Source organism: Clostridium sp., assembly GCF_026168755.1.
Taxonomy (GTDB): Bacteria; Bacillota; Clostridia; order Clostridiales; family Clostridiaceae; genus Clostridium.
In genome coordinates, this window is sequence record NZ_JAPFDR010000005.1 from 38,125 (window position 1) to 64,499 (window position 26,375).

The following is a 26,375-nucleotide window of genomic DNA, read 5'->3' on the forward strand; positions in this document are numbered from 1 at the left end:
ATAATATTAATAAGTAAAATAAAATGTTTGGAGCGATAATATGGAAATATTAGAGGGCTTAGTAGAAGCAATAATATTTAAGAGCGAAGATAGTGGATATATAGTAGCAAAAATAACGGCAAATAAAGAAGTAGTAACAATTGTTGGAATAATGCCATTAATAAAAGAAGGACAACAAATAGAAATAAAGGGAAATTGGATAAATCATAAACAGTTTGGTAGACAATTTAGTGTAGAAGAATACAAAGAAATTCTTCCAACATCAGCAAAAGAGATTGAAAAATATTTAAGTACGGGAATAATTCATGGTATAGGTCCTGTTACTGCTAAGAAGATAGTTAAGGCATTTGGAGTAGAAACATTAGACATACTGGATAATAATATTGAACGATTAAAAGAAGTTGAGGGAATTGGGGAAAAAAAATTTAATATAATATATGAATCTTATCTTGAAAGTAAAGAGCTAAAAGATATTATAATGTTTTTTCAAAAGCATGGAGTTACAATAAACCAATGTTTGAAAATTTACAAAAAGTTTGGTCCAGATTCTATAGATATAGTTTCAAAAAATCCATATATATTAAATGATGAAATATCAGGTATTGGTTTCTTAACATCTGACAGAATTGCAAAAAGCTTAGGTATTGAACCACAATCAGATTTTAGAATTCAAAGTGGAATAAGATATGTTTTAAATAATTTTTCAGGACTTGGAAATACATATATGCCTAAAGATAAATTAATTGCAGAATGTCAAAAGGTTTTAATGGTTGATAAAGAGTTAATAGAAGCTAATATATACAATAGTGTTTTAGAGGGAAAGATAAAGGTAGAAAAAATTAATGATGTTGAGGCAGTATATTCATTACCATATTATTTTTGTGAATTAGGTGTTACAAATAAGATTATTACTTTAAGTATAGAGAATTTTCAAACCATAAATTCAGATATTTCTTTTGAGATATCAAGTTTTGAAAGTAAAAATAATATTAAATTTGCTGATTCTCAGAAAGGTGCTATAATCGGAGCTTTTGAAAATGGAATTGAAATAATAACTGGGGGACCTGGTACTGGAAAAACTACAATAATTAAATGTATAATAGAAATATATGAAAATAATGGAATGAAAGTTCTTTTAGCAGCACCAACAGGAAGAGCGGCTAAAAGAATGACAGAATCAACAGGGCGTGAAGCGAAAACGATACATAGATTACTAGAGATGGGAGTAAGTGATGATGAAAATTCATTCTTTGGAAAAGGTGAAGGTGAACCGTTAGAAGGAGATGTAATAATAATTGATGAAGCATCTATGATTGATATAATGCTTATGAATAGTCTATTAAAAGCTATTAAATTAGGTACAAGAGTTATTATAGTTGGAGATGTAGATCAATTACCATCAGTAGGGCCTGGAAATGTATTAAGAGACTTAATAAATAGTGATTTTATTAAAGTAGTAAGATTAAATGAAATTTTTAGGCAAGGAAAAGAGAGTATGATAATTTTAAATGCTCATAGAATAAATAATGGCGAGTTACCATACTTAAATAAAAAAGGTGGAGACTTCTTTTTTGATAATAGAGAAGATAATGAAAATATTTTAGCTACTATATTAGACTTAGTAAATAGAAGATTACCAATGTTTAATTCAAAATGGAATAAGGTTAGAGATATTCAAGTATTATCACCTACTAGAAAGGGAATCTTAGGAGTAGAAAATTTAAATAATGAACTTCAAGCTATTTTAAATCCACCTGATAAATATAAAAAGGAAAAGAAGGTTAAAGATTTTATTTTTAGAGTTGGCGATAAAGTAATGCAGACTAAAAATAATTATTCTTTAAAGTGGAATAGGATAGGTGGATATGGTGATAATGAAGGTGTGGGTGTATTTAATGGAGATATGGGATTTATAGAATCAATTGATGAAGAAAGTAGAACAGTAACTGTTGTTTTTGATGATGAAAGAAGAATTGTTTATGATAATGTATATGTAGAAGAATTAGAGCTAGCATATGCTATAACAATACATAAAAGTCAGGGAAGTGAATTTAAGGTAGTAATTACACCTGCTTTTATGGGATCAGCCTTCTTAATGAATAGAAATATATTATATACAGGAATAACTAGAGCAAAGGAACTTGTAGTAGTGGTTGGAAATCAAAAAGCACTAAAATATATGGTTGATAATACAAATAGTATGGAGAGATATTCATCATTAAAAGAGAGAATTTTAGATATTGTATCTGATGATAAAATAAGTGAAGAATAGATAAATGGAGTCGATACTATGAATTATAAGGAATTGAGTAATGCTTTTAAGAAAATAAATAAATGGTATGAAAAAAAAACGAAAGTACTAAATCTAAAGACAAGACCTTTCAATTCTATAGAAATTTTTTCTAATATAATAAATAAAGTTTTACATGAAAATAAAAATATTTTATATGTATTTTGTAGCGAAGAGAAGGAGTATATAAAAGTAAGAATTAATGGGATATATGAATTTTTATATAAGACTATAAGTAGCAAGCAATTAGAGAATAACATACACTTCGTGACTATAGGAGATATAGAAGATATAGACGAATCTTATGATTTAGTTATAGTTGATGATATAAGTTTATTTTCAAAAATAAGTAGTGAATATATTAGAGAGTCTATAGAAAATATTTATTGGAAAAGTAGCAAAATTATAATTTATTCAAGTGAATATATTTTTCCCATAGGTGAGAAAATTGAACTACCTTATATATTATCAGATGAGCCTATGGTAGAACCAAGATTAATGAGTACTAGAATACGTTTGGAAGAAAATATACCTCTATCTTTATTTGAGTACTTTAAGTGGTTTAAGGAAAGTAAAAGAATAGTATTAGTAGTTGTACCATCCGAAGAAAAATTGAATAAAGTTTATAATCATTACTATAAGGTGTTAAGAGAGTTAGATATTAGAGTAGTTAGGTATACTAAAAATCAAGGTTTTAATTTTATAAAAGAAATTATGGATGGATATAGTGATTCATTATTTATAGTTACAAATAATTGTGGTCAATATATGAATAATATTTTAAATTTAAATATAATAATATTATTTGCTGATGATATCTACTATTCATATAAAAGGATAGTTTATATGTGTGCTTCACTTGATAATAGTAGAGAAATTCAATCAGAACTAATAATGGTTTCACGGGAGATTTCCCAAGATATGGACTATGCAAGAAGTATTACTAGGGAATTTAATAAGAGATTATGGGAAAAGAAATATTTAAAATTATGAGTAAAATTTTAAATTTATTTAACAAAATTATATTAAGAATATACAAAGAAATTCTAGATATAGTTTATCCAATAGAAGAAAAGTGCATAATTTGCAAAACTGATGGGTTTATAGGATTATGTCCATATTGCAAAAGTAGAATTAACAGGACTACAATTGTAAGTGACAATTTATCATATGGTTTTTATGGTGGGATTATAAAAACTTTAATTTTAAAGTTTAAATATGAGAGTGACTTTACTGCAGGATACTTATTATCCAAGTTGTTGGTAGAGATGATAGAAGAGAATAAGATTCATGCAGAGGTTATTTGTTATGTTCCTATGACAAAAAAATCTGAGAAAAAAAGAGGATTTAATCAGTGTGAAGTAATTGCAAGACATATAGGATACCATATAAATATACCAGTAAGTCATTGCATTAAAAAGATAAAAAATACTAAAGAACAAAAAACATTGACAAAAGAAGAAAGAGTTAAAAATCTAATGGGAGCCTTTAAAGTTAGTAGAGTTAAAGATATAAAAAATAAAAATGTTATATTAATTGATGATGTTATGACTACAGGAGCTACTATTAATGAATGTAAAGAAGTATTAAAAAAATCAGGAGCAAATAGAATTACAGTATTGACAATTGCTAAAAGCAATATATAATAGTAATGTAAAGTTAGGTCTGTGGATGAAAGTCGATGCCAGTCGCAGGCGAAACGATCCACGTAAGTTAAACAAAGTTTTAATGAGCATGGTGCGGTATAGAAGTAAGTCCTGCCAGTAGAAATACTGAGAGTGTTAGTAGTGAGAGGTTAATTCCGGGTAGCAAAAGCTCCAGCAGGCGAGTGTGGGGTCAAAATCCAGGTCAGCTAACTTTATAAAAAAACATCAATTCATACGAATTGATGTTTTTTTATTTTTAATAATGAGATAAATGAAGATATAGGGAGTTATGTAGAGTAAATAAGTTTAAATTTTCTGTAAATTCAGAAAAAAGGCTTTGAGGAATAGTATTTAAAATGGTAAAATATATATATAAAATAAATATATATTCAAATCTTAAATAGTATGATTATAACTTAAAGAGAGGGGCTGACCTTATGAGAGTAACAGTAATAGGAAAGAACATTGATGTGACACCTGCATTAAGGGAGATAGTAGAAAAAAAGATTTCAAAATTAGATAAATATTTCAAACCTAATGTAGCGGCAAGAGCCACATTAACTGTTCAAAAGAATAGCCAAATTTTTGAGGTAACAATACCATTTAATGGTGTAATTTTAAGATGTGAGGAATCAACAGACGATATGTATAAGTCTATTGATTTAGTACAAGCAAAATTAGAGAGACAAATTAGAAAACAAAAAACTAAGTTACAAAGAAGAAGTAATGAATCTTTAAGATTTAGCAACTTTGATGAGGTTGCATTAGAAGAGGATGATCAAGGCGAAATTGTAAAAGTTAAAAAATTTAATATAAAACCAATGAGTACAGAGGAAGCAATATTACAAATGGAACTTGTTGAACATAATTTCTTTGTATTTAAGGATTCTGACACAGATAATGTTAATGTTATATACAAGAGAAAAGATGGAAACTATGGGCTTTTAGAACCAGATTATATTTAACGATTATAATTAGGGAGTTGTTATTAACAGCTCCCTTTAATTTTTATAAATTTTAATTGATATATGATTATACTTATATAAAGACATTTTAATTTAATGTAAGTATATACGTTTTTTGTTGAATTATAAACAGTATAAATGGTATAATTTATTAAGTAAAATTATTAAAAGGGTAACTTATATAAAATAGATAAAATGATTATTTAATCTTATATCCATATATTATTAATGGATATTGAAGTTGAAAGGAAATATATTATGGGATTTTTAGAAAAACTTTTTGGAACATATAGCGAGAGAGAAGTAAAAAAACTTCAATTAATTGCAGATAAGATAGAAGCTTTAGATGAATCAATGCAAAAATTAACAGATGAAGAACTTCAAGCAAAAACTATAGAATTTAAAGAAAGAATACAAAAAGGAGAGTCTTTAGACAGTATATTACCAGAGGCTTTTGCTGTTTGTAGAGAAGCTTCAAGTAGAGTACTTGGAATGAAGCATTTCAGAGTTCAATTATTAGGAGGAATGGTTCTTCATCAAGGTAGAATAGCTGAAATGAAAACAGGAGAAGGTAAAACTCTTGTTGCAACATTACCAGCATACTTAAACGGATTAACTGGCAATGGAGTTCATGTAATAACAGTAAATGATTATTTAGCAAAAACTCAAATGGAAGAAATGGGAGTGCTATATAACTTCTTAGGATTAACTACGGGATGTATAATTCATGGAATAACTCCAGAGCAAAGAAGAGCTGCTTATGCATGTGATATAACATATGGAACTAATAATGAGTTTGGATTTGATTACTTAAGAGATAATATGGTAATACATATGGAAGAAAGAGTTCAAAGAGCTCTTAATTTCTGTATAGTAGATGAGGTTGACTCTATTTTAATAGACGAAGCTAGAACACCACTTATTATTTCAGGAATGGGTGATAAATCTACTAAATTCTATAATGTTGCAGATAATTTTGTTAAAACATTAGTAAATGAAAAAGATTTTACAGTAGATGAAAAAGCTAATGCAGTTTTATTAACTGATGATGGTATTGTTAAAGCTGAAAAATATTTTGGCATAGAAAACTATGCTGATTCTCAAAATTTAGAATTACAACATTATGTTACACAAGCTTTAAAGGCTAACTATACAATGAGAGCTGATAAAGACTACATGGTTAAAGACAATGAAATAGTAATAATTGATGAATTTACAGGAAGACTTATGGAAGGTAGAAGATATTCAGATGGTCTTCACCAAGCAATAGAGGCTAAAGAAGGTGTTAAGATTCAAAGAGAATCAAAGACTTTAGCTACGATAACATTCCAAAATTATTTCAGAATGTATGCTAAGTTATCAGGTATGACTGGTACTGCGTTAACTGAAGAAAATGAATTTAGAGAAATATATAATTTAGATGTTATAGTAATACCAACTAATAGGCCGGTTCAAAGAATTGACCAATCAGATATGGTTTATAAAAATGAATCTGGAAAATATAAGGCTATAGTTGAAGAAATAGTAAAATCACATGAAAAAGGCCAACCGGTACTTGTGGGTACTGCTAGTGTTGATAGATCAGAATATATTTCTTCTTTATTAAAGAAAAGAGGAATTAAACATCAAGTTCTTAATGCTAAATATCATGCTCAAGAAGCTGAAATAATTTCTCACGCTGGGGAATTGGGTATGGTTACTATTGCCACTAATATGGCAGGTAGAGGTACTGATATTAAGCTTGGAGAAGGAGTTAGAGAAGCAGGTGGATTAAAAGTTCTTGGTACTGAAAGACATGAATCAAGAAGAATAGATAATCAGCTTAGGGGTAGATCAGGACGTCAAGGTGACCCAGGTGAATCAATATTCTTTATATCATTAGAAGATGATTTAATGAGAATATTTGGTTCTGAAAAGATCCAAGGAGTTATTGATAAGCTAGGACTTGAGGAATCAGAAGCTATAGAAAGTAAAATGGTTACTAAAGCTATAGAAAATGCTCAAAAGAAAGTTGAAGGAAATAACTTTGATATAAGAAAAAATCTTCTTGGATACGATGATGTTATGAATTTACAAAGAGAAGTTATTTATAGACAAAGAACAGAAGTTTTAGAAGGTAAAAACTTAAAAGAGCAAATTGAAGGAATGATAGAAGAAGTTATTTCTGATTCTGTAAATTCACATTTAAGTGGAGAAGTTCAAGATATAGAAGCAGAAATGAAAACATTACTTCAATATCTAGAAGAAATCTGTTTACCACATGGTATTATAACTGTTGAAGAGATAGCAGACTTATCTAATGAGCAAATAAAAAATAAGTTAACTGAAGTTGTTATGAATATCTACAAAGGTAAAGAACTTGAATTTGGTGAAGAGCAATTAAGAGAAATTGAAAGAGTAGTTCTTTTAAGAGTTGTTGACCAAAAATGGATGGCACACATTGATAATATGGATCATTTAAAACAAGGAATGGGATTAAGAGCATATAAGCAACAAGACCCAATCCAAGCATACCAAATGGAAGGTAGTGCAATGTTTGAAGAAATGATTGAAGGAATTAAAATTGAAACTGTTAAATTCTTATTCCATGTAAGAGTTGAAAGACCAGTTGAAAGAGAAAAAGTGGCCGAAGAAACATCTGCAAGTCATGGAAGTGATGACAAGAGCTTAAAGAAAGAACCTGTAAGAAATGATAGCAGGGTTGGAAGAAATGATGTATGTCCATGCGGAAGTGGTAAAAAGTATAAGAACTGCTGTGGTAGGGAAGTATAATAAAAAAGTGCCTGAAAGGGCACTTTTTTAGTCAATATTTAAAATTTAGCAGTAATTAGTTATAATTTAAATTTTAAGATAGTATGATTCTTAAATCTTAACTTTTATATATATAAGGGGTGATTTTTTTTGTTAATCAAGTTAGAACAAGAGCTAGCTAAGGTTAGTGGTTTAAAAGAAACATTAAAAGAAATGGGGGCTTCACTTTGACAAGGAAAGATTAGAAAAAAGATTTCAAGAGCTTGAGCTTCAGATGCAAGAAAAGGGTTTTTGGGATGATATAAAAAGAGCGGAAGAGGTCACTAAAGAAAGCAAAAGTATTAAAGATAAAATAGATAGGTATGAAAGTTTAGCAAATAGATTAGATGATGTTGAAATATTAGCAGAGCTGGCAGAAGAGGATGAAGAAACTGTAAATGAAGTTATTGTAGAAATTAGAGATATAGAAAAACTTATAGATGAGTATAAGATAGAGTTTCTTTTATCAGGTGAATATGACCGAAATGATGCTATATTAAATTTACATGCTGGTGTTGGTGGAAGTGATGCTAATGATTGGACACTTATGCTTCTTAGGATGTATACAAGATGGTGTGAAAAGAAAGGTTATAGAGTGGAGACAGTAGATATTCTTGAAGGTGATGAAGCAGGAATAAAAAGTGCTACCCTAAGAGTAAAAGGTGAATTTGCATATGGATATCTAAAGGCTGAAAAGGGGATTCATAGATTAGTAAGAATATCTCCATTTAATGCCAATGGAAAAAGACAAACTTCATTTGCATCTATAGAAGTACTACCAGAGCTTACAAAGGATCAAGATATAGAAATTAGATCTGAAGATTTAAAAATAGATACTTATAGAGCCAGTGGTGCTGGTGGGCAGCATGTAAATAAAACCGAATCGGCAATAAGAATTACTCATACACCTACAGGAATTGTTGTTCAATGTCAAAGTGAACGAAGTCAGTTCTCTAATAAAGATACAGCAATGTCTATGTTAAAATCAAAGCTTATAGAACTTAAAGAGAGAGCTCATAAGGAAAAAATAGAAGATTTAACAGGTGAACTAAAAGATATGGGATGGGGTAGTCAAATAAGATCATATGTATTCCATCCATATAATATGGTTAAAGATCATAGAACAAATGAAGAGACGTCAAATTTAAATGCTGTTATGAATGGAGAAATAGATCAATTTATAACTACATATTTGAAGAGTATATCAACAAAATAAAAAAAGTGCTAAGCACTTTTTTTATTTTTGAATTAATTTTAAATTTTTAATACTGATAATTACTATTGAAAATCCAAATATAAGAGTTACTATAATAGAATTACTATAGCCTTTAGCATAAAATATGAAAGAAGTTATAACTGATATTAATGCAATTATTGCAAAAAATATGGAGCCTTTTTTATCAGTTATAATTTTACTTTTATCAAATAATCCCCAAGCAATTAATATAACTAACATAATAGATATCCATAACAATGATTGTGAGCTATATACAAATCTAGTGAACACACTATAACAAGAGTCCTTGATTTCTTCATCAACTATACTATAAACAACGTCAATAGCATCACTATCTATATAATCAATAGTATCAGAAGGAGTATGAATTCTTGTTTTGTCACTATGACAAAAACTAACAGCATCTATGTTTAAGTTATTAAAACTAGCATGATCACTAGAATCTTCATAAAGTACTTCATAACCTACATTATTAGAATCACAAAGCTCTTTTAATGAAGTTAATAATTCTGAATCTGTATTCTTAAATTTACTTCCTTGCATGAAACTTATAGGGTAATCAGCACTACCAATCATATCGAAATTAATTACTTTTGAATCTTGTATGTCAAATAAATTAGCTTCAGCAAAAGCTTTAGATCCTAGTAATCCAAATTCTTCAGCATTTAAGGCAACAAAAATTATATCTCTTTCTGGTCTTCCATAGGTAGATAAACTTCTACTTAGTTCTAATAAAAATGAAGCACCAGATGCATTATCTAATGCACCAGAATAAGTATTTCCTAATCCATCTTTTCCAAGATGATCATAATGAGCTGTTAATACAAATGGAGCTAATGATGGATTTGAACCTTTAATTACACCAACAATATTTGAAATTATTTTTTCTTCTTCCTCAAATGGAATATGAATCGAAATTTCCTTTCCTTCATTTAAGCTGTTTGATATTTTTTCAAAAGCACTATTAGAAACCATTATCACTGCATCCTTAGCAAAATCACTAAAAAATGAACTTCTAAATGAAAAATTATTATCCTTAGGAACATATATTAAAAATTGTCCATCAGAACAAGTAACTTCCATATATGATAAATAGGAATTAACTTTATCTGCTTTGGAAAAAGTAAATTTATTATTCTTAAAGTTAATCATATCTTCTTTAAAGTCAACACCGTACTTTAATTCTTCTTCGATTTCCCCATTAGATTCTATCTTTAAATATGGAGAAGTATTAGTTATAACGGGACAAATAGTATTAAAGCTTTGAGAGTAGTTATCATCATCATTTAATGTGGTTAATCCACTATCTATAAACCTATTTTTTATTATTTCTCCTGTCATTGAATTTTCTGTGCTTCCAGCTAGTCTTCCAGCAAGTGTATCTGATGATAAAACATAAATATTACTCAGAACATTACTAGAATTGAATGGTGAATAAGTATTATTAAGACATATTGTAAATAGCAATAGAAATGAAGTTATTGATAATAAGGGAAAATATATAAGTTTTTTCTTCATAAAAAATACCTCACTAATAGTATTATATTAAATACTATTAAGTGAGGGTTTACATTATGATAATAAATCATGCCTTATTTTGAATAAGTTCAAATAAACATTGAAATAATGAAAATAAAATACAGATATAAATTAAAATATTAAGTTGCTTAGTAACAACTGAAGCTACACCACCAATTATTATGCTAGATAATGTGACTATATTTATAAATTTAAGAAAATTTGATTTTCCAGTTAATATTTCTTTAGTTGCTATAAGTAAAATTATTATAAGAGTCAAAAATATAAATACATTTTTTAAATCCATTGAGAATTCAATTACGTAGAGTTGATTTAGGAATAAAAGAGTAATAAAAACTATAAGTAGTATATTTAAAAATCTATTAATAAATTTATTCAAAGAATATTCCCCCTATAATTTAATTTGTAAATATTTTACAAATTAAATTATACTATTAGCTTTACTTAATATCAAGAGTGTAAAATTATGTTATACTAATTATTAGAGTTAAATCTATAATATAAAACTTCATAGGAGGAAAATATGGTAAATGTAGAAGAAAGACTAGTTAAGGAGTTAGGAATAACTTTAAAACAAATTCAAAACGTAATTAAATTATTAGATGAAGGAAATACTGTTCCTTTTATCTCTAGATATAGAAAAGAACAAACAGGTGGATTAAGTGATGATGTTTTAAGAAAATTCTTTGAAAGATTAACTTATTTAAGAAATTTAAAAGAAAGAAAAGAAGATGTTTTAAGATTAATAGATGAGCAAGGAAAGTTAAATGATGATATAGTTAAAGCTTTAGAAAAAGCTGATACTTTAACAGAAGTTGAAGATATTTATAGACCTTATAAACAAAAGAAGAGAACAAGAGCAACAATAGCTTTAGAAAAGGGATTAAAGCCATTGGCTGATTTAATTTTAGAAGGAACTTTTAAAGGTGATATAAAAGAAGAGGCTAGCAAGTATATAGATGCGGAAAAGAAGGTAGTTACTCAAGATGAGGCTATAAGTGGAGCTTTAGATATAGTAGCAGAGGTAATTTCTGATGATGCAGGATTTAGAAAATGGATAAGAGAACTTGTAATGAGGGAAGGAAAAATTGAATCAAAAGGATCAAGTGATGAGCCAACACCTTTTGAAATGTATTATGAATATAGTGAAGAGGTAAGTAAAATTCCTGCTCATAGAATATTAGCTATAAATAGAGGAGAAAAAGAAAAAGTACTATCTGTTAAAATAGTTGCTAATGAAGATAAAATAATAACTTATCTTCAAAATAGACTATTAAAAAATAATGAAGTTACAGATGAGTGCTTAAAGTTAGCAATTAAAGATTCTCTTAAGAGATTAATATATCCTTCAATAGAAAGAGAAATAAGAAGTGAATTAACAGATAAAGGTGAAGAAGGAGCAATATTAATATTTAAAGAAAACTTAAAAGCTCTTTTAATGCAAGCACCAATAAAGGGAAAAGTAGTTATGGGGTATGACCCAGGATTTAGAACAGGGTGTAAAGTAGCTGTTTTAGACTCTACAGGTAAATTCTTAGAAAAAGCTACAGTATATCCAACTTTACCTAAAAATGATGTAGAGGGTACAAAGAAAATATTAAAAGAACTTATATATAAATATGATGTAGATGTTATTTCATTAGGAAATGGTACTGCATCTAGAGAATCTGAAGAAGTAGTTTCTGAAATGATAAGTGAAATTAAAAAGGAAACAGGAAAAGAATTGTCTTATGTAATAGTATCAGAAGCAGGTGCATCTGTATATTCTGCATCAGAACTTGCCGCTAAGGAATATCCAGATTTAGATGTTACTATAAGAGGAGCTATATCTATAGGTAGAAGACTTCAGGATCCTATGGCAGAGCTTGTAAAAATAGATCCTAAAGCAATTGGAGTTGGTCAATATCAACATGATGTTACTCCAAAGAAATTAGATGAATCATTATCAGGTGTAGTTGAAGACTCTGTTAATAAGGTAGGAGTTGATTTAAATACTGCAACACCATCACTTTTAACTTATATTGCAGGGATAAATGCATCAATTGCAAATAATATAGTTGCATATAGAGATGAAGTTGGAGGATTTAAGAGCAGAAAAGAATTATTAAAGGTTAAGAGATTAGGACAAAAAGCTTATGAGCAATGTGCAGGATTCTTAAGAGTTATGGAGAGTAAGGAGCCTTTAGATAATACTTCAGTTCATCCAGAATCATATGAAGCAGCAGGAAAGCTTATTGAAATTTTAGGATACACTAAGGAAGATTTAAGAAATAGAAATTTAAATGATATAGAAGAAAGAGTTAGCTCAAAAGGATTAAATAATCTTGTTAATGAGCTTGAAATTGGAGAATTAACTTTAAAAGATATAATTAAAGAATTACAAAAACCAGGAAGAGATCCAAGAGAAGATATGCCTAAGCCAATTTTAAAAACTGGTGTTATAGACTTGAAGGATTTACAATCAGGAATGGAGCTTATGGGAACTGTAAGAAATGTATCAGACTTTGGTGCTTTTGTTGATATTGGAGTTCATCAAGATGGATTAGTTCATAAGAGTCAAATGGCTAATAAGTTTGTTAAACATCCATTAGATATAGTTAAGGTTGGAGATGTAATTAAGGTTAGGATTATGGAAGTTGATGAAAAGAGAAAGAGAATTTCATTGACAATGAAGGATGTAGAATAATATTTTATATTATTTTAGATTGTTAAAAAAATTACTTGAAATTTTATTTTAATTGGAATATAATTGTAAGTAAAATAAATAATAAATATCTTCAGGGCAGGGTGCAACTCCCTACCGGCGGTATAGCCCGCGAGCAATTTTTGCAGATTCGGTGTAACTCCGAAGCCGACAGTAAAGTCTGGATGAAAGAAGGTAATAGTTAAATTATATAAATATATTATTGATAATAAGTTAATGATTTTGTAAATAAATCATAATTTTATTAGATTAGAAATTATATTTATTTTAAGACTTGTTTTTAACGCCCTGATGTTTATAACATCAGGGTTTTTTATATGTATTAAATATTGCAAATAGTACAAACTATTATCAAATATATTTTTTAACTTAGCTAATGCCCCAGAGGATAACTTTTGGGAGGAGAAAGAATATGAATTCATCAAAAAACTTAAACAAAATGATTAAAATTTCTTTATTAGCAGCTATTGCAGTAGTATTAATGTATTTTGATTTTCCTATTATACCTGCATTTCCATGGCTTAAAATTGATTTAAGTGAGGTACCTGCATTAATGGGGGGATTTGCATATGGACCAGTTGCTGGGGGAATAATAGTTATATTAAAAGTATTTTTAAGATTTTTAATAAAAGGAACGGAAACAGGATTTGTAGGAGAAACTGCAAATATTATAGTTGGACTTGCATTAGTTATTCCAGCAGCTTGGATATATAATAAAAATAAAAGTAAAAAGACTGCTATATTAGGGATGGTTATAGGTGCATTAGTTATGCAAATATTAGGGATAATTTCAAATGTATATTTCTTATTACCTGCATATGGAATGAAGTTAGAAGGGGCAGCATTAATTAATTATATTTTTGTAGGATTAGTACCTTTTAATGGAGTGAAGGCATTAATATGTTGTATAGCAACATATTTATTATATAAAAGGGTATCACGTGCAATATTTAATGTTGATAGCAAGTTTGAAGTAAGAAAAAAAGAGATAGCATAATAATAAAAGAGGATAGAAACTCTATCCTCTTTTCCACATTATAATGGCATCTTCACCATTATCTGAATAATATCCTTTTCGAATACCTTCTTCTTTGAAGTTGAATTTCTTATAAAGGTTTTGAGCAGGAATATTTGAAGCTCTAACTTCTAAAGTAATATCTTCACAATTAAAAGTTTTGCACACCTCAAATAAGTTTATCAACAGATTTGATGCAATGCCTTGTTTCCTATATTTTGAGGTTACAGCTATATTTGTAATATCACCTTCCCCAGCAATTATCCACACCCCGACAAATCCAACTACTTCACCTGTGGATAAATCTTGGGCAATAACATATTTTGCTAATGGATTATTTAACTCATTATTAATGGAATCTAAAGTCCAGGGAATTGCAAAACATTCTTTGCTTAATTCATAGACACCTTTTGCATGGCTTTCATTCATAAGACTATAATCTATTTTCATTTTTCATAGCCAACCTTTGTTCAAGTTCTCTTTCAGCTTGAGGTTTTTTAATATAAAGTGGAGCAGAGTTCATATTATCAACTTCACCGATCTTAATTTTTTCCATACCAAGCTCTCCTAAAGAAGAGGCTTTAATAATACTTAAATGATTTGGAGCAAATTCACAATTGTTAACATTTTTAGTTAAGAACTCTTTATGTTTAGATACACCATCACCAGTGAATATAACTTTTTCACCTTTTTTATTTAAGACATCTGCAAGTTCAGTTAATTCTAAAGCAGTACATTCAAGTATTTTAACTAGTTTACCATTTATATTTTTATAAAGACCTGTATAAACACTATCTCTTAATGCATCCATAATTGGGCATATTATGCCATCAAATGTAATTAAAGAGTTTGCTAATGCATCTAAACTTGAAATTGAAACATAAGGTTTGTTAGAACCCATGCTTAATCCTTTAATGGTTGCCATTCCAATTCTAAGACCAGTAAATGATCCAGGTCCCTTAGAAACTACAAAACCATCAACTTCACTTATATCAACTTGACAGTCTTTTAATAGCATTTCTATTTTTTCCATTAGGATAACAGAATGTTCTCTTTTAAAGTTTAAAGTATATTCACCAAGTATAAATTCATCCTTAAGTAAAGCAACTGTAGTTACTAAAGATGAAGAGTCAACGCTTAAAACTATCATATTTTTAACTCCTTTATATAACCATATCTTTCTCCATATGGAGTTATAGTAATTTTTCTATAATCTTCGCCTTTTTCTAATTCTTTTTCTATGTAAATATGTAAAAAATCCTTTGGAAGTATTTCTTCTATATAGTTTGCCCACTCTATAATTGAAACTGCATCAGAAAAAATGTAATCATCAAATCCTATTGCATATATTTCATCAGGATCTGAAACTCTGTATACATCAAAATGATTTAATTTTAAACGGCCAGAATCATATTCATTTACAATAGTAAAAGTAGGGCTTGTTATATAATCCGTTATTTCCAGACCTTTAGCAATTCCCTTAGTTATATGAGTTTTGCCAGTACCTAAATCTCCAGTTAAACAAACTATGTCGCCAGATTTTAATAGTTTACCAAGGGCTATTCCAAGGTTAGTAGTTTCCTCCACGCTATTAACAGAAAAAATCATGTTAAAATCCTCCCTTTTTTAATTAACTATTTTATATTTTATCCAAAAAGTACGAAAAAGAAAAGAATAATAGAAAAATAGTAGAAAAAAATATTGCTTTTATATTTAACATAATGTATAATATTTTTTGTACTTAGGGGTATCGTATATCGGTAGTACAGTAGTCTCCAAAACTATTAGGCTAGGTTCGATTCCTAGTACCCCTGCCAAAAAAAGCTAGTAAGATTTTCTTGCTAGCTTTTTTTATAAATTTTTTTAAAAACTTATAAAAGAACAAATGTTTGAATAAATTTAATGATAAAGTTAATAATTAAAAAAGAAAAAAAGTTTTGAGTATTAAGGAGAATTTATGGATAAGGCATTAGATATTTTAAAACAATATTATGGATACAGTTCATTTAGAGAAGGGCAAGAAGAAATAATAAGAGAAATACTGAATGGAAATGATGTTTTAACTATTATGCCTACAGGTGGGGGTAAATCAATTTGTTACCAAGTTCCTGCAATATTATTAGATGGTATAACAATAGTTATATCACCATTAATATCTCTTATGAAAGATCAAGTAGATAATATAAATAATTTAGGGATTAAGTCTGCTTATATTAATTCATCATTAAGAAATATAGAAATAAATAATATTTTAGATGAAGCTGCAAGAAATGAAATAAAAATATTATATGTTGCACCTGAAAGATTAGAATCACAAGCTTTTTTAGAACTTATAGCTAGCATTAATGTTTCTATGGTTGCTATAGATGAGGCACATTGTGTATCACAGTGGGGACATGATTTTAGAAGTAGCTATAGAAGGATAAGTAGGGTAATTTCATTATTGAGAAATAGACCAATAGTTACAGCTTTTACAGCAACTGCTACAGATGAGGTTAGAGAAGATATAATAAATTTACTTGAATTAAATAACCCAAAGGTATTTATATCAGGGTTTGATAGAAAAAATCTTAAAATAATAATAGAAAAGGGAGTAAATAAGAAAAATTACATTTTAGATTATATAAATAATAATAGAGATGAATCAGGAATAATATATGCTTCAACAAGAAAAGAAGTAGATAATTTACATGAATTATTAAATTCAAAGGGACTGCAAGTTGAAAAATATCATGCAGGCCTTAGTGATGATTATAGAAAATCGGCTCAAGAAAATTTTATATATGATAAGTGTAATATAATAATTGCTACTAATGCTTTTGGGATGGGAATAGATAAACCAAATGTTAGATATGTAATACATTATAATATGCCTAAAAATATTGAAGGGTATTATCAAGAAATAGGGAGAGCAGGTAGAGATGGTGAAGAAAGTGAATGTATAATGTTATTTTCACCTGGAGATGTTCAAACACAAAAATATATTATAGATACTGCTACAGAAAGTAGTATAAGAAAAGAAAGTGAGATTTCAAAGCTACAAACTATGATAAATCTTGTATATACTCAAGAGTGTTATAGAAAGTTTATATTAAATTACTTTGGTGAGCAGTATGATGAAAAATGCAATAACTGTAGTAATTGTGAGGCACCAGGAGAATTAGTAGACAAAAGCGTTGATGCTCAAAAGGTTATTTCATGTGTCTATAGAATGAATCAAAGATTCGGAATTGGAATGGTAGTAGATGTACTTAGGGGCTCTAAGAACAAGAAGGTTTATGAACTAGGATTTGATGAATTATCAACTTATGGAATAGTAAAAAATTATACTAAGGATGAATTAACTCAATTTATTAATATGTTAATTTCCCATGGATATTTAAACTATAATGGGGAGTATCCAGTTTTAACATTAAATAAGCAATCTATAGAGATCGTAAAGGGACAAAGGCAAGTATTTGTTAAAGAGCAAGTAGTTAAGAAAATTAAAATAGAAGAAAATGAATTATTTACTATATTAAAAGAGTTAAGAATGGATATTTCTAGAGAAGAAAAAATACCTCCATACATGGTGTTTGGTGATTCTACATTAAAAGAACTTAGTAATAGAATGCCAATAACAGATGAGCAATTCTTAGATATAAGTGGTGTTGGTAATTCTAAACTTAATAAATATGGTGAAAAGTTTATGGAAAAAATTAAAGCTTACATTGATGAAAATAATATTGAGGTAAAATGGAGCTTTATTAGTAAGAAAAATAATAATATATCATTTGATGAAGTTTTGAATAAAGAAAAAGATAAAAAGAAAAAAGATAAATATAATAATGAAGAAAAGAAAAAATCATATGAAATAACAATTGATTTCATTAAAGCTGGTAGTTCAATAAAAGAAATTGCTAAGGAAAGGGAATTAACTTTAGTTACTGTAATGAGTCATATCCAACAATATATTTCTGAAGGAAATAAAGTAGATTTTGAAGTACCTTTAGATGAGTTTTTTAATGACGATGAAGAAAAAATAGTTTTGGGAGTTATAGATAAGGTTGGATATAATAAGCTAAAAGATATAAAAGAAATAGTTCCTCAAGAAATAACATACGATGTAATAAGAGCCATAGTTTTAAAAAAAATTATTAACGAAGTTAATATATAAGAGGTAGAGTTATAAGAAGATTCACGGATAAAGAAATATTTTAGTTGACAATAGTTATATTAACATGGTAGAATAACCATTGTTAAAGGGGTATCGTATATCGGTAGTACAGTAGTCTCCAAAACTATTAGGCTAGGTTCGATTCCTAGTACCCCTGCCAAAAGACTTGGCAAAATTGCTAAGTCTTTTTATATTGAAATAAAAAGGTTATGCTCTATAATTATTATAAATGATATATTAGAAAAATGTATGATATATAAGGTATAAAGTTAAGTATAAACAATTTTAGTTTAAGAACTATATAAAGTTCCATTTAATTGACAAAAAAATATTTATAATGTTAAAATTATGATATTCCTAAATTAAGAATAATCTTAATTTAGGATATCTTTTTAGTACCATAAGTAAGGAGCAAATGTATGATAGTTGAAAAAGTTTTAAATAATAATGTAGTTGTTTCAATAGATCCTACGACTAGAAAAGAAGTAATTCTTATGGGAAGCGGTATAGCATTTAATAAAAAGCCTGGGCAATTAATTGATACTAAAAGAATAGAAAAAACATTTATAGTGGATGATGAAAATTTAGGAAATAAAATAAAAAAGTTAATTAATCAAATACCAGAGGGGATATTTGAATTAACAGATGAAATAATAACACAGGCAATAGTTGAATTAAATGTTGAATTAGATAAACAAGTTTATGTTTCACTAGCAGATCATATAGCTTTTGCTGTAAAAAGATTTAAAAATGGTATTGTTATAAAAAATGAATTATTAAATGAAATAAGAAGGGTTCATAGGAATGAATTTAGAGTTTCGCTATGGGGTGTTGATCACATAAATAAAAGGTTAGGTATTCAGCTTCCAGAGGATGAAGCAGGATTTATAGCGTTACATTTTGTAAATGCCAGTTATAAAGAAACTACAATGAAATCGGTAGAATCAACTAAGATAATAAAAAATGTATTAAATATTATTAAGTATTATTTTGCTATAGAGTTAGATGAAGATGATTTAAATTATGATAGGTTATTAACTCACCTAAAGTATTTTGCAAAGCGTATTGTTAATAACAATCAACATAATAGTACTGATTCTAGTTTTGCAAAAGTTATATCATCAACATATCCTGAGGCGTATGGATGTGCAATGAAGATAGGTGAATATATATTAATTCATAATAAGTATAAAGTAAATGATGATGAGCTTGTATATCTAACTATGCATATACAAAGAGTTATATCTGTAGCAAGAGAAAAGAAAGAAAATTTATAAAGTTAAATACCCTAAGCTAAAATTAAATTGCTTAGGGCTATATTTTTTTTAAGCTTCTTTAATCCATTCTGAATAAGGTGTAGTATAATTATTAGATTTATTTTTTGAAACATAATTATAAAAGTCTTCTAAAAATTCAAATTGAGTTTTATTATCATGAAGATTAACACCACCAACATTATATTGATATGATAATATTTGATCTAATGATAAATTATTATTATTCGTTAAAATTTGATACATTGACATAAAAGTAGTTGTTCTACCTTCACCAGCGTCACAGTGAAAATGAAGATGCAAATCAGAAGGTTTTGTTTTAACAAATTCTACAAATTTATCAACAATTTCAGCTGTAGGAGCACCATTATCTCTTACTGCATATCTTTTATATTCCATACCAGCTTTATTAACTACAGAAGACTCATTACTAACAAAATTTACAGTTAACTCTTTAAAAAGTACACCTGTTTTTCTATAAACATTTAAATTATCATTAAGTTTTATTTTAGATAAAAGAGCATCTTCCGTTTTGATTGTTTGTTCTGTAGTGAAACCATTATTCAAATCCTTAGTAGGATCGAAAAAGCTTATAGCATAATCATTAACTAATCCGTGAGATTCTTGTCTTAAGTCTACGATGCAGATATTAGGTTTATTTATACTATCTCTTAAATTATTTGCTTGTTCAGATGTAAATTGAGCACTACCAGAAATATTTAAATTAGGTATATCTCTAAATCTATCTGGCAAGCCAGTAGTTGAAGTGCTATCCCTAACAATTAAAGTTTCATTTTTTTTACTAGATAGGGCATCCAATGGAGAAGCTGATATTAAATTAATACTTAAAACTATAAATGAAATACAAATAAATGTTTTCAAAATAAATTTTTTCATAATTAAAACCTCCGACATTTTATTTTATTAATAGATTTTGTATTAAATAATAAATTTATTCTAAATTACACAAAACAATATTTATATTATTAGATGAATATGGTAAAAATATTAATATAATATTTAAATTAGGAGAGATATAATGAATTCTACTTATCAAGAGAGAAAATATCCAGAAAAATCATGGTCTATATCAAAAATGAAAACTTTAGAAAATTGCGAAAGAGATTATTATTATACATACTATGGAAGTCATAATGGATGGATTTATACAAGTACAGATGAGCAAAAAATAGCATGGAGATTAAAAAAGTTGACTAATTTATGGATGTGTTTCGGAGAGGTAGTTCATAATGAAATTAGAGGGATAATAAATATATGTAAAAAAGATAAAACAAAATTTATGAATGCTACAAGGTTTAATGAAATTACTTTAAATAAGCTGAGAAATATAATACGGGAAAGTATCAATAAGTATAATACTAAAGAGTGGGATGAGTATCCTAAGGGCATAATGCTTCAAGAATATTATTATGGTGATAAAATATCAAAGCAAATGGGAAATGAATTAAAAGAAAGATTAACTCAATGTATAAATAGTTTTTATGTTTCAAAAACATTTGAAGATATTCTAAAGCCAGAAACAGTAATTATAGAAAATGATGAAGATATATTTAGTAGTATTAATTATGATAGTTTAAAAGTATATTCTAAAATAGATTTATTATATAAGGATTATGATGGATATTATGTAATTGTAGATTGGAAAACAGGAAAGATATCAGATAGTGATAAGGAACAATTATTAATATATGCATGGTACGTAATGGAGGAATATGGTGTACATTATTCTAGAATTAAAGGTAGAATAGAATATCTTTTAGATGGACATGCAGAAGAAGTAATATTTAAGCTCCAGGATATCAAATTTATAAAAGATAAGGTTTCTAATGATTTAAAAATAATAAATTATTATTTAGATGATGTAGTTCTAAATAAACCAAAGAAAAAAGAAGTGTTTCAAAAAACATTAAAAAATTATAGGTGTAGTAATTGTAAGTTTAGAATGCTATGCGATTATGATGATGTTTAAAAAAATATAATTTGGATAGAACTTATAAAAATGGTTTAAGAAATTAATTTAAAGAGTAAGAGGTGAAGTATGAGTTTTATTCAAATTCAAGTTATAATTTTTTTTAGTATTATTATCTGTTCTATTATTGGTGGAAAGAAAGCATCATTAATGGCTAGTGCAGTTTGGATTATAGAAACAATAGTAATTTATAAAACTAGTAAAATGAATTATTTACAAATTATATCAGTTTCTTTATCATTTCAAATAGGTATGTTAATTGCTATAGTTAGAGATTTTATAGTTAAAAAGTTTAAGAAGATGGCAAGTAAGGAAGTTAATTAAAGCAATCCAAAATAATGAAAGTTGGGTATTATTTACTTGTTATATAAAAACCTATACTGGTTAATATAATAGTGTAAACAGAAACAACTTAGATGTGAAACAAATATTTAAGTTGGGTTTACAAAATTACCGATAACCAGAGGAGGAATCGATTATGTCAAAAACATTAGTTCCAGAAGCAAAACAAGGATTAAGCGCATTCAAGAACGAAGTTGCAGCAGAAATGGGAGTACCATTCACAGATTACAATGGTAACTTAACATCTAGACAATGTGGTTCCGTAGGTGGTGAAATGGTTAAAAGAATGGTAGAACAATACGAAAGTGGATTAAAATAATCAACCACTAACGGGTACGATCAGACGGATTAGAGGAAACAATACTTCGAGAGGGTGAGTACTGTTATGGGTGAATTACCACCTGAAATTTAATCTATCATTCGAAAAAAGAAAGAGAGATATTAAAATAGATTATATCTATGATGATATCTCTCTTTTCTTTTTATGTATAAATAATATAAAGAGTTAACAGACTTTATAACTAAGGTAATTTATGTTAAAATATGAACAAAAGTTCGTTGAGTAGGTGATAGAATGAATAAGATTAAGGTGTTACATTGTGCTGATTTGCATTTTGATACGCCATTTAAAGAGCTTAGCAAAGAAGTTTCAGATGCTAGCAAAAATGAGTTATTAGAGGTATTTAAAAATATAATAGATTTAGCTATAGATGAAAATATAGAGGTATTACTTATTGCAGGGGATGTTTTTGATAATTTAACAGTAAATAAGAATACCTTATTTTTTATATCAGATCAAATTAGAAGAATAAATAATATTAAAGTGTTTATTTCACCAGGCAATCATGATCCATATAATGAAAAATCTTTCTATAATATTATAAATTGGCCAGAAAATGTTTATATTTTTAATGGTGATATGGAATTTAAAGAGGTTAAAGAATTAAATTTAATTATATGGGGAGCTGGGTTTAGGAGCAATTATGAAAATGAAACTTTATTAAGAGGGATTAATGTAGATAATGACAAAATAAATATTATGATACTTCATGGTGAAATAGCATCTACTAGCAGTAAAAATGAATATAATCCAATATATATAAATGACATATATAATTCTAATATTGATTATATTGCATTAGGTCATAGACATAAATTTTCAGGAATATTAAAGGCGGGAATGACTACTTATGCATATAGTGGATGTCCTCAAGGAAGGGGTTTTGATGAAGAAGGAGAAAAGGGAGTTGTAATTGGAGAAGTATATAGAGGTGGAACTAACTTAAGGTTTTTTCCAGTATGCAAAAGAAAATATGTTACAAAAGAAATTAACATAACAGGCACTAATAACTATGATGAAGTTATATTTAAAATATTATCAGATTTAAGTGATGAGGAAATTAATAAAAATTTTTATAAGATTATATTAAAAGGTGAATTAAAAGAACATTTTAATTTAAAGGAAAATTTACTTATAGATAAATTAAAAAATAAATTTTACTATATTAAGATAATTAATGATACAAGTATAGAGGTTGATTTAGAAGAATTGAGCAAGGATTACTCTATAAAGGGGAAGTTTATAGCAAAAATACTTGAAAAGTTAAAATATGCAAGTGATGATGATAAAGAGATATTAAAGCTGGCTTTAAAGATAGGAATTAAATGTCTGTCAGAAGAGGAGGTGAATTTAAATGATTATTAAAAAAGTAAATATTATTGTATTTGGTGGTTTAAAAGATAAAATAATAAGTTTTGATAATGGCATGAATATAGTATATGGAGAAAATGAGGCTGGAAAGAGTACTATTCAAGCATTCATCAAGATTTGGTTATATGGAATGTCAAATTATAAAGGCAAAGACTACAAGCAAAATGAGAGACTTAAATATACGCCAAGTACAGGTGAAACTATTAGTGGGGAGTTATATGTAGAATTTAAAAATAAAGATTATATAATTAGAAGGACTTTTGGTAAGAGCAAAAAAGAAGATACATCATTAGTAATAGATGCTATTACTGGAGAAGAGATAAATTATATTTCAAAGGAAGAACCGGGAAAATACTTTTTTAATATAAATAGGGCTACCTTTATTAATACATTATTTATTTCTCAATTAGGAGTTGAGGTAAGAAAAGATAAAGAAGAAGAAATAATAGATAAAATAGCTAATTCCATAGGAATAGATGATGGACAAGTATCAGTAGAGGTGGCAATTGCAAAATTGAATAAGTATAAAAAATCTATTTCTAACGTTAGGAAAAATGGATATCTAGATGTATTAAATGAAAGGCATAGTAATTTACTAAGTGAAAGATATGAAGCATACAACTTATCAAATCATAATTTAGACAATGAGGAATTGTTAATTAATATGAATTTAGAAAAGAAAAGTTTAAATAGTGAAATTAGCAATTTAGAGATATATAAGAAATTTTTAAAGAAGACAAAGCTTAAAAAGGAATTTGAAGAAATAACACAATACTTTAAAAAGAAGCAAGAGTTAAAAAATAAGGAAAAGTATATAAGTAAGTTGTTAACTTATAATGATGAATTTATAAATTATGAATTTATAAAAGAGTTAAGGGAAGAGCATTCTTTATATTTAAGTATATTAGATACAGAGGAATTAGAAAAAGAAGTTATCCAAGAAAAAGAGGAAAAATTAAAAGAATTAAAAACTCCCCTAGATAAGTATAATTATATAGAGCAGTTGCCTAAAAATATATTGAATATATTAGAAAAGTTAAACATTAGAAGAGAAATATTAAGAGAAAAGGTAGATATAAATCAATCTATAGAAAATGAAATTGATTTTTTAAATCTTAAAGAAAAAGAAGCAAAAAAAATAATTGGAGATGCTTTAATTATTAATGATTTTAGAGAAGCAATAGATATTACAATAAGTAGTTATGAAGAAAAATTAAAAGAATTAAAAATTTTAATGGAAGATGATAATAAAAATAAAAGTAATAATTTATTTTATTGTTTTTTATTAGCAATATCATTTCTATCTATAATATTGGCTATTTTTGTGAACAATAATATATTGAGTTTAATATTATATATGATTTTTAGTATAACAAGTTTATTTTTATTATTTAATATTTATATAAATAGAGATGGTAAAAATAAAAAAATTGACACTATAAAAAGAGATATAAGCAAGGTAGAAAAAGATTTAGATTATTATTGTAATATATTAAAAATTAGTAGTTATAAAGAGTTGTTTAAAAAGTTAAAGATATATGATGATTATATAAAACTTCAAAATAAAATTAATGAAAAGATTAATGAAAAGTTATCTCAAAGAGAATTATTAGGTTTAGAAAAATCCATATATGAATATGATATTATAAATGCTGAAATAGAAGGGTATTTAAATATTTCTGGTGCAAACAATTTAGGAGAGCTTATAGCTGAAATTAATAAATATCAAGAAGCATCTAAGGGGTTAGATATATTAGAGATTGAATTAAAGAATTTAAAAAGTGGGATAGAAAAAATAAAAGAACAAATGGAGATTAGAGAGAGAAAGATAAGAGCAAAGTTAGAGTCTATGGGATTTGAAAATATAAAAATTTTAGAAGTTGAAGGGATTTTAAACGAGCTGGAGAATAAGCTAAAGCTTAGAGATGAAATAAATAGGGATTTAGCATCAGTAGAAGAAGCATATTTTGCTTTAACAAAAGGAAAAAATATAGATTTAATTAAGAAAGATTTATCAGATATAATTAATATTGATTTTAAATATTCCTACAAAAATGAAGAGGAAATAGATTCCGTTATTAAGGATAAAAACTTAAGATTATTAGAAGTTGAGAAGAGTATTAAGGATGTTGAAAATGAAATAAAAAATAGGTTTAATGGAAAGAGAACAATACCAGATATAGAAGAAGAAATTAAAAAGATTGAGGATGAAGCAAAGGAAAAGGTAAAAGAATTAAGGGCAAGTAGTTTGGCTATAGAAAGTTTACAGGAAGCATATCAAGAGATAAGAGATAATTTTGGACCAATACTTAATAAGAATGTAATAGATTCGTTTAGTAGATTTACAGATGAAAAATATACTGATGTTATGGTAGCTGATAATTATGAAATGAAGGTTAGAAATAAAAATAATATAATGAATTCAGATATATTAAGTAATGGGGCTAATGATCAGTTAAATTTATCTCTTAGGCTAGCATTTATAGATATGATATTTAAAAGCAAAGATGTATCAATATATTTAGATGATGCCTTTGTTCAATATGATAATAAAAGATTAGAAAAAACAATTAAATATTTAGTTAATCAAAATTTTAAGCAGTGTATTATATTTACTTGTCAGGATAGGGAGGAAAGTATACTTGCAAAAGATAATATAGAGCATAAATATATTAAATTAATATCATAAAGTATAATTTAATATGGATTAAATGGA

Annotated in this window: 21 protein-coding genes, 2 tRNA genes and 1 riboswitch; of the genes, 17 read left to right on the forward strand and 6 right to left on the reverse strand. The window is 27.2% G+C overall.

Features of this window, described 5'->3' with window-relative positions; all coding sequences use genetic code 11:
* The first annotated feature begins 40 nt into the window (after positions 1 to 40).
* From Q0Y03_RS03395 to prfB, 6 genes are all read left to right on the forward strand, one after another.
* Positions 41 to 2,272: an ATP-dependent RecD-like DNA helicase gene (locus tag Q0Y03_RS03395; RefSeq protein ID WP_297712426.1), complete on the forward strand. Its 2,232-nt coding sequence runs from the start codon at positions 41 to 43 to the stop codon at positions 2,270 to 2,272.
* A gap of 18 nt (positions 2,273 to 2,290) precedes the next feature.
* Positions 2,291 to 3,283, forward strand: a complete 993-nt coding sequence (locus tag Q0Y03_RS03400) for a hypothetical protein (RefSeq protein ID WP_297712427.1) — start codon at positions 2,291 to 2,293, stop codon at positions 3,281 to 3,283.
* The gene (locus tag Q0Y03_RS03405; RefSeq protein ID WP_297712428.1) at positions 3,280 to 3,936 is read left to right on the forward strand and encodes a ComF family protein; all 657 of its coding nucleotides are present in this window, start codon (positions 3,280 to 3,282) and stop codon (positions 3,934 to 3,936) included. Before Q0Y03_RS03400 ends, Q0Y03_RS03405 begins: the two co-directional genes overlap by 4 nt.
* A 437-nt stretch (positions 3,937 to 4,373) precedes the next feature.
* On the forward strand, positions 4,374 to 4,901 hold the full coding sequence (raiA, locus tag Q0Y03_RS03410) for a ribosome-associated translation inhibitor RaiA (protein ID WP_297712429.1): 528 nt from the start codon (positions 4,374 to 4,376) through the stop codon (positions 4,899 to 4,901).
* Positions 4,902 to 5,159: 258 nt separating this feature from the next.
* Complete coding sequence (gene secA, locus Q0Y03_RS03415) at positions 5,160 to 7,673, forward strand: preprotein translocase subunit SecA (protein ID WP_297712430.1); 2,514 nt, start codon at positions 5,160 to 5,162, stop codon at positions 7,671 to 7,673.
* A gap of 129 nt (positions 7,674 to 7,802) precedes the next feature.
* Positions 7,803 to 8,907 (forward strand): peptide chain release factor 2 gene (gene prfB, locus Q0Y03_RS03420; protein ID WP_297712431.1). Its coding sequence is split into 2 segments (ribosomal slippage): positions 7,803 to 7,880 and positions 7,882 to 8,907, totalling 1,104 coding nucleotides; the frame shifts between segments, so codons are not numbered across the junction.
* Between the two features lie 21 nt (positions 8,908 to 8,928).
* Here prfB and Q0Y03_RS03425 read toward each other — a convergent pair.
* Complete coding sequence (locus Q0Y03_RS03425; protein ID WP_297712432.1) at positions 8,929 to 10,446, reverse strand: M28 family metallopeptidase; 1,518 nt, start codon at positions 10,444 to 10,446, stop codon at positions 8,929 to 8,931.
* A gap of 67 nt (positions 10,447 to 10,513) precedes the next feature.
* Entirely contained in the window at positions 10,514 to 10,846 is a 333-nt protein-coding gene (locus Q0Y03_RS03430) for a hypothetical protein (protein ID WP_297712433.1), read from the reverse strand.
* 144 nt (positions 10,847 to 10,990) lie between these two features.
* On the opposite strand from Q0Y03_RS03430, the gene Q0Y03_RS03435 reads away from it, so the two are divergent.
* Together Q0Y03_RS03435 and Q0Y03_RS03440 are read left to right on the forward strand one after the other, a co-directional pair.
* Positions 10,991 to 13,153, forward strand: coding sequence for a Tex family protein (locus tag Q0Y03_RS03435; protein ID WP_297712434.1), 2,163 nt, complete (start codon positions 10,991 to 10,993; stop codon positions 13,151 to 13,153).
* Positions 13,154 to 13,236: 83 nt separating this feature from the next.
* Positions 13,237 to 13,351, forward strand: a riboswitch (FMN riboswitch).
* Between the two features lie 232 nt (positions 13,352 to 13,583).
* Positions 13,584 to 14,168, forward strand: coding sequence for an ECF transporter S component (locus Q0Y03_RS03440; protein WP_297712435.1), 585 nt, complete (start codon positions 13,584 to 13,586; stop codon positions 14,166 to 14,168).
* Positions 14,169 to 14,189: 21 nt separating this feature from the next.
* Here Q0Y03_RS03440 and rimI read toward each other — a convergent pair whose 3' ends face one another.
* From rimI to tsaE, 3 genes are read right to left on the reverse strand one after another with little or no spacing between them, the layout of a single operon-like run.
* Positions 14,190 to 14,636 carry a ribosomal protein S18-alanine N-acetyltransferase gene (gene rimI, locus Q0Y03_RS03445; protein ID WP_297712436.1) on the reverse strand — a complete coding sequence of 149 codons (447 nt, stop codon included), beginning with the start codon at positions 14,634 to 14,636 and terminating at the stop codon, positions 14,190 to 14,192.
* The gene (tsaB, locus tag Q0Y03_RS03450) at positions 14,620 to 15,336 is read right to left on the reverse strand and encodes a tRNA (adenosine(37)-N6)-threonylcarbamoyltransferase complex dimerization subunit type 1 TsaB (protein WP_297712437.1); all 717 of its coding nucleotides are present in this window, start codon (positions 15,334 to 15,336) and stop codon (positions 14,620 to 14,622) included. Before tsaB ends, rimI begins: the two co-directional genes overlap by 17 nt.
* Positions 15,333 to 15,794, reverse strand: a complete 462-nt coding sequence (gene tsaE / locus Q0Y03_RS03455; RefSeq protein ID WP_297712438.1) for a tRNA (adenosine(37)-N6)-threonylcarbamoyltransferase complex ATPase subunit type 1 TsaE — start codon at positions 15,792 to 15,794, stop codon at positions 15,333 to 15,335. The genes tsaB and tsaE overlap by 4 nt, the downstream gene beginning before the upstream one ends.
* A gap of 135 nt (positions 15,795 to 15,929) precedes the next feature.
* On the opposite strand from tsaE, the gene Q0Y03_RS03460 reads away from it, so the two are divergent.
* The 4 genes from Q0Y03_RS03460 (at position 15,930) to licT (ending at position 19,619) form a co-directional block, all read left to right on the forward strand.
* Positions 15,930 to 16,003, forward strand: a tRNA-Trp gene (locus Q0Y03_RS03460).
* Positions 16,004 to 16,143: 140 nt separating this feature from the next.
* Positions 16,144 to 18,342 (forward strand): DNA helicase RecQ, encoded by a 2,199-nt coding sequence (recQ, locus tag Q0Y03_RS03465; RefSeq protein WP_297712439.1) that lies wholly within the window; start codon positions 16,144 to 16,146, stop codon positions 18,340 to 18,342.
* 86 nt (positions 18,343 to 18,428) lie between these two features.
* Positions 18,429 to 18,502: transfer RNA gene (locus tag Q0Y03_RS03470), tRNA-Trp, on the forward strand.
* 259 nt (positions 18,503 to 18,761) lie between these two features.
* Positions 18,762 to 19,619, forward strand: a complete 858-nt coding sequence (licT, locus tag Q0Y03_RS03475; protein WP_297712440.1) for a BglG family transcription antiterminator LicT — start codon at positions 18,762 to 18,764, stop codon at positions 19,617 to 19,619.
* 48 nt (positions 19,620 to 19,667) lie between these two features.
* On the opposite strand, the gene Q0Y03_RS03480 is transcribed toward licT, so the two are convergent.
* Positions 19,668 to 20,513, reverse strand: a complete 846-nt coding sequence (locus Q0Y03_RS03480; protein ID WP_297712441.1) for a phosphatase — start codon at positions 20,511 to 20,513, stop codon at positions 19,668 to 19,670.
* A gap of 142 nt (positions 20,514 to 20,655) precedes the next feature.
* Here Q0Y03_RS03480 and Q0Y03_RS03485 point away from each other — a divergent pair, with 142 nt between their 5' ends.
* From Q0Y03_RS03485 to Q0Y03_RS03505, 5 genes are all read left to right on the forward strand, one after another.
* Complete coding sequence (locus tag Q0Y03_RS03485; protein WP_297712442.1) at positions 20,656 to 21,606, forward strand: PD-(D/E)XK nuclease family protein; 951 nt, start codon at positions 20,656 to 20,658, stop codon at positions 21,604 to 21,606.
* Positions 21,607 to 21,675: 69 nt separating this feature from the next.
* A complete protein-coding gene (locus Q0Y03_RS03490) occupies positions 21,676 to 21,930 on the forward strand; it encodes a hypothetical protein (protein WP_297712443.1) in 255 nt (84 codons plus the stop codon).
* Between the two features lie 154 nt (positions 21,931 to 22,084).
* Positions 22,085 to 22,267, forward strand: a complete 183-nt coding sequence (locus Q0Y03_RS03495; RefSeq protein ID WP_133014045.1) for an alpha/beta-type small acid-soluble spore protein — start codon at positions 22,085 to 22,087, stop codon at positions 22,265 to 22,267.
* 255 nt (positions 22,268 to 22,522) lie between these two features.
* Positions 22,523 to 23,653 carry a DNA repair exonuclease gene (locus tag Q0Y03_RS03500; RefSeq protein ID WP_297712444.1) on the forward strand — a complete coding sequence of 377 codons (1,131 nt, stop codon included), beginning with the start codon at positions 22,523 to 22,525 and terminating at the stop codon, positions 23,651 to 23,653.
* Complete coding sequence (locus Q0Y03_RS03505; RefSeq protein WP_297712445.1) at positions 23,643 to 26,348, forward strand: AAA family ATPase; 2,706 nt, start codon at positions 23,643 to 23,645, stop codon at positions 26,346 to 26,348. Before Q0Y03_RS03500 ends, Q0Y03_RS03505 begins: the two co-directional genes overlap by 11 nt.
* The last annotated feature ends 27 nt before the right edge of the window (positions 26,349 to 26,375 follow it).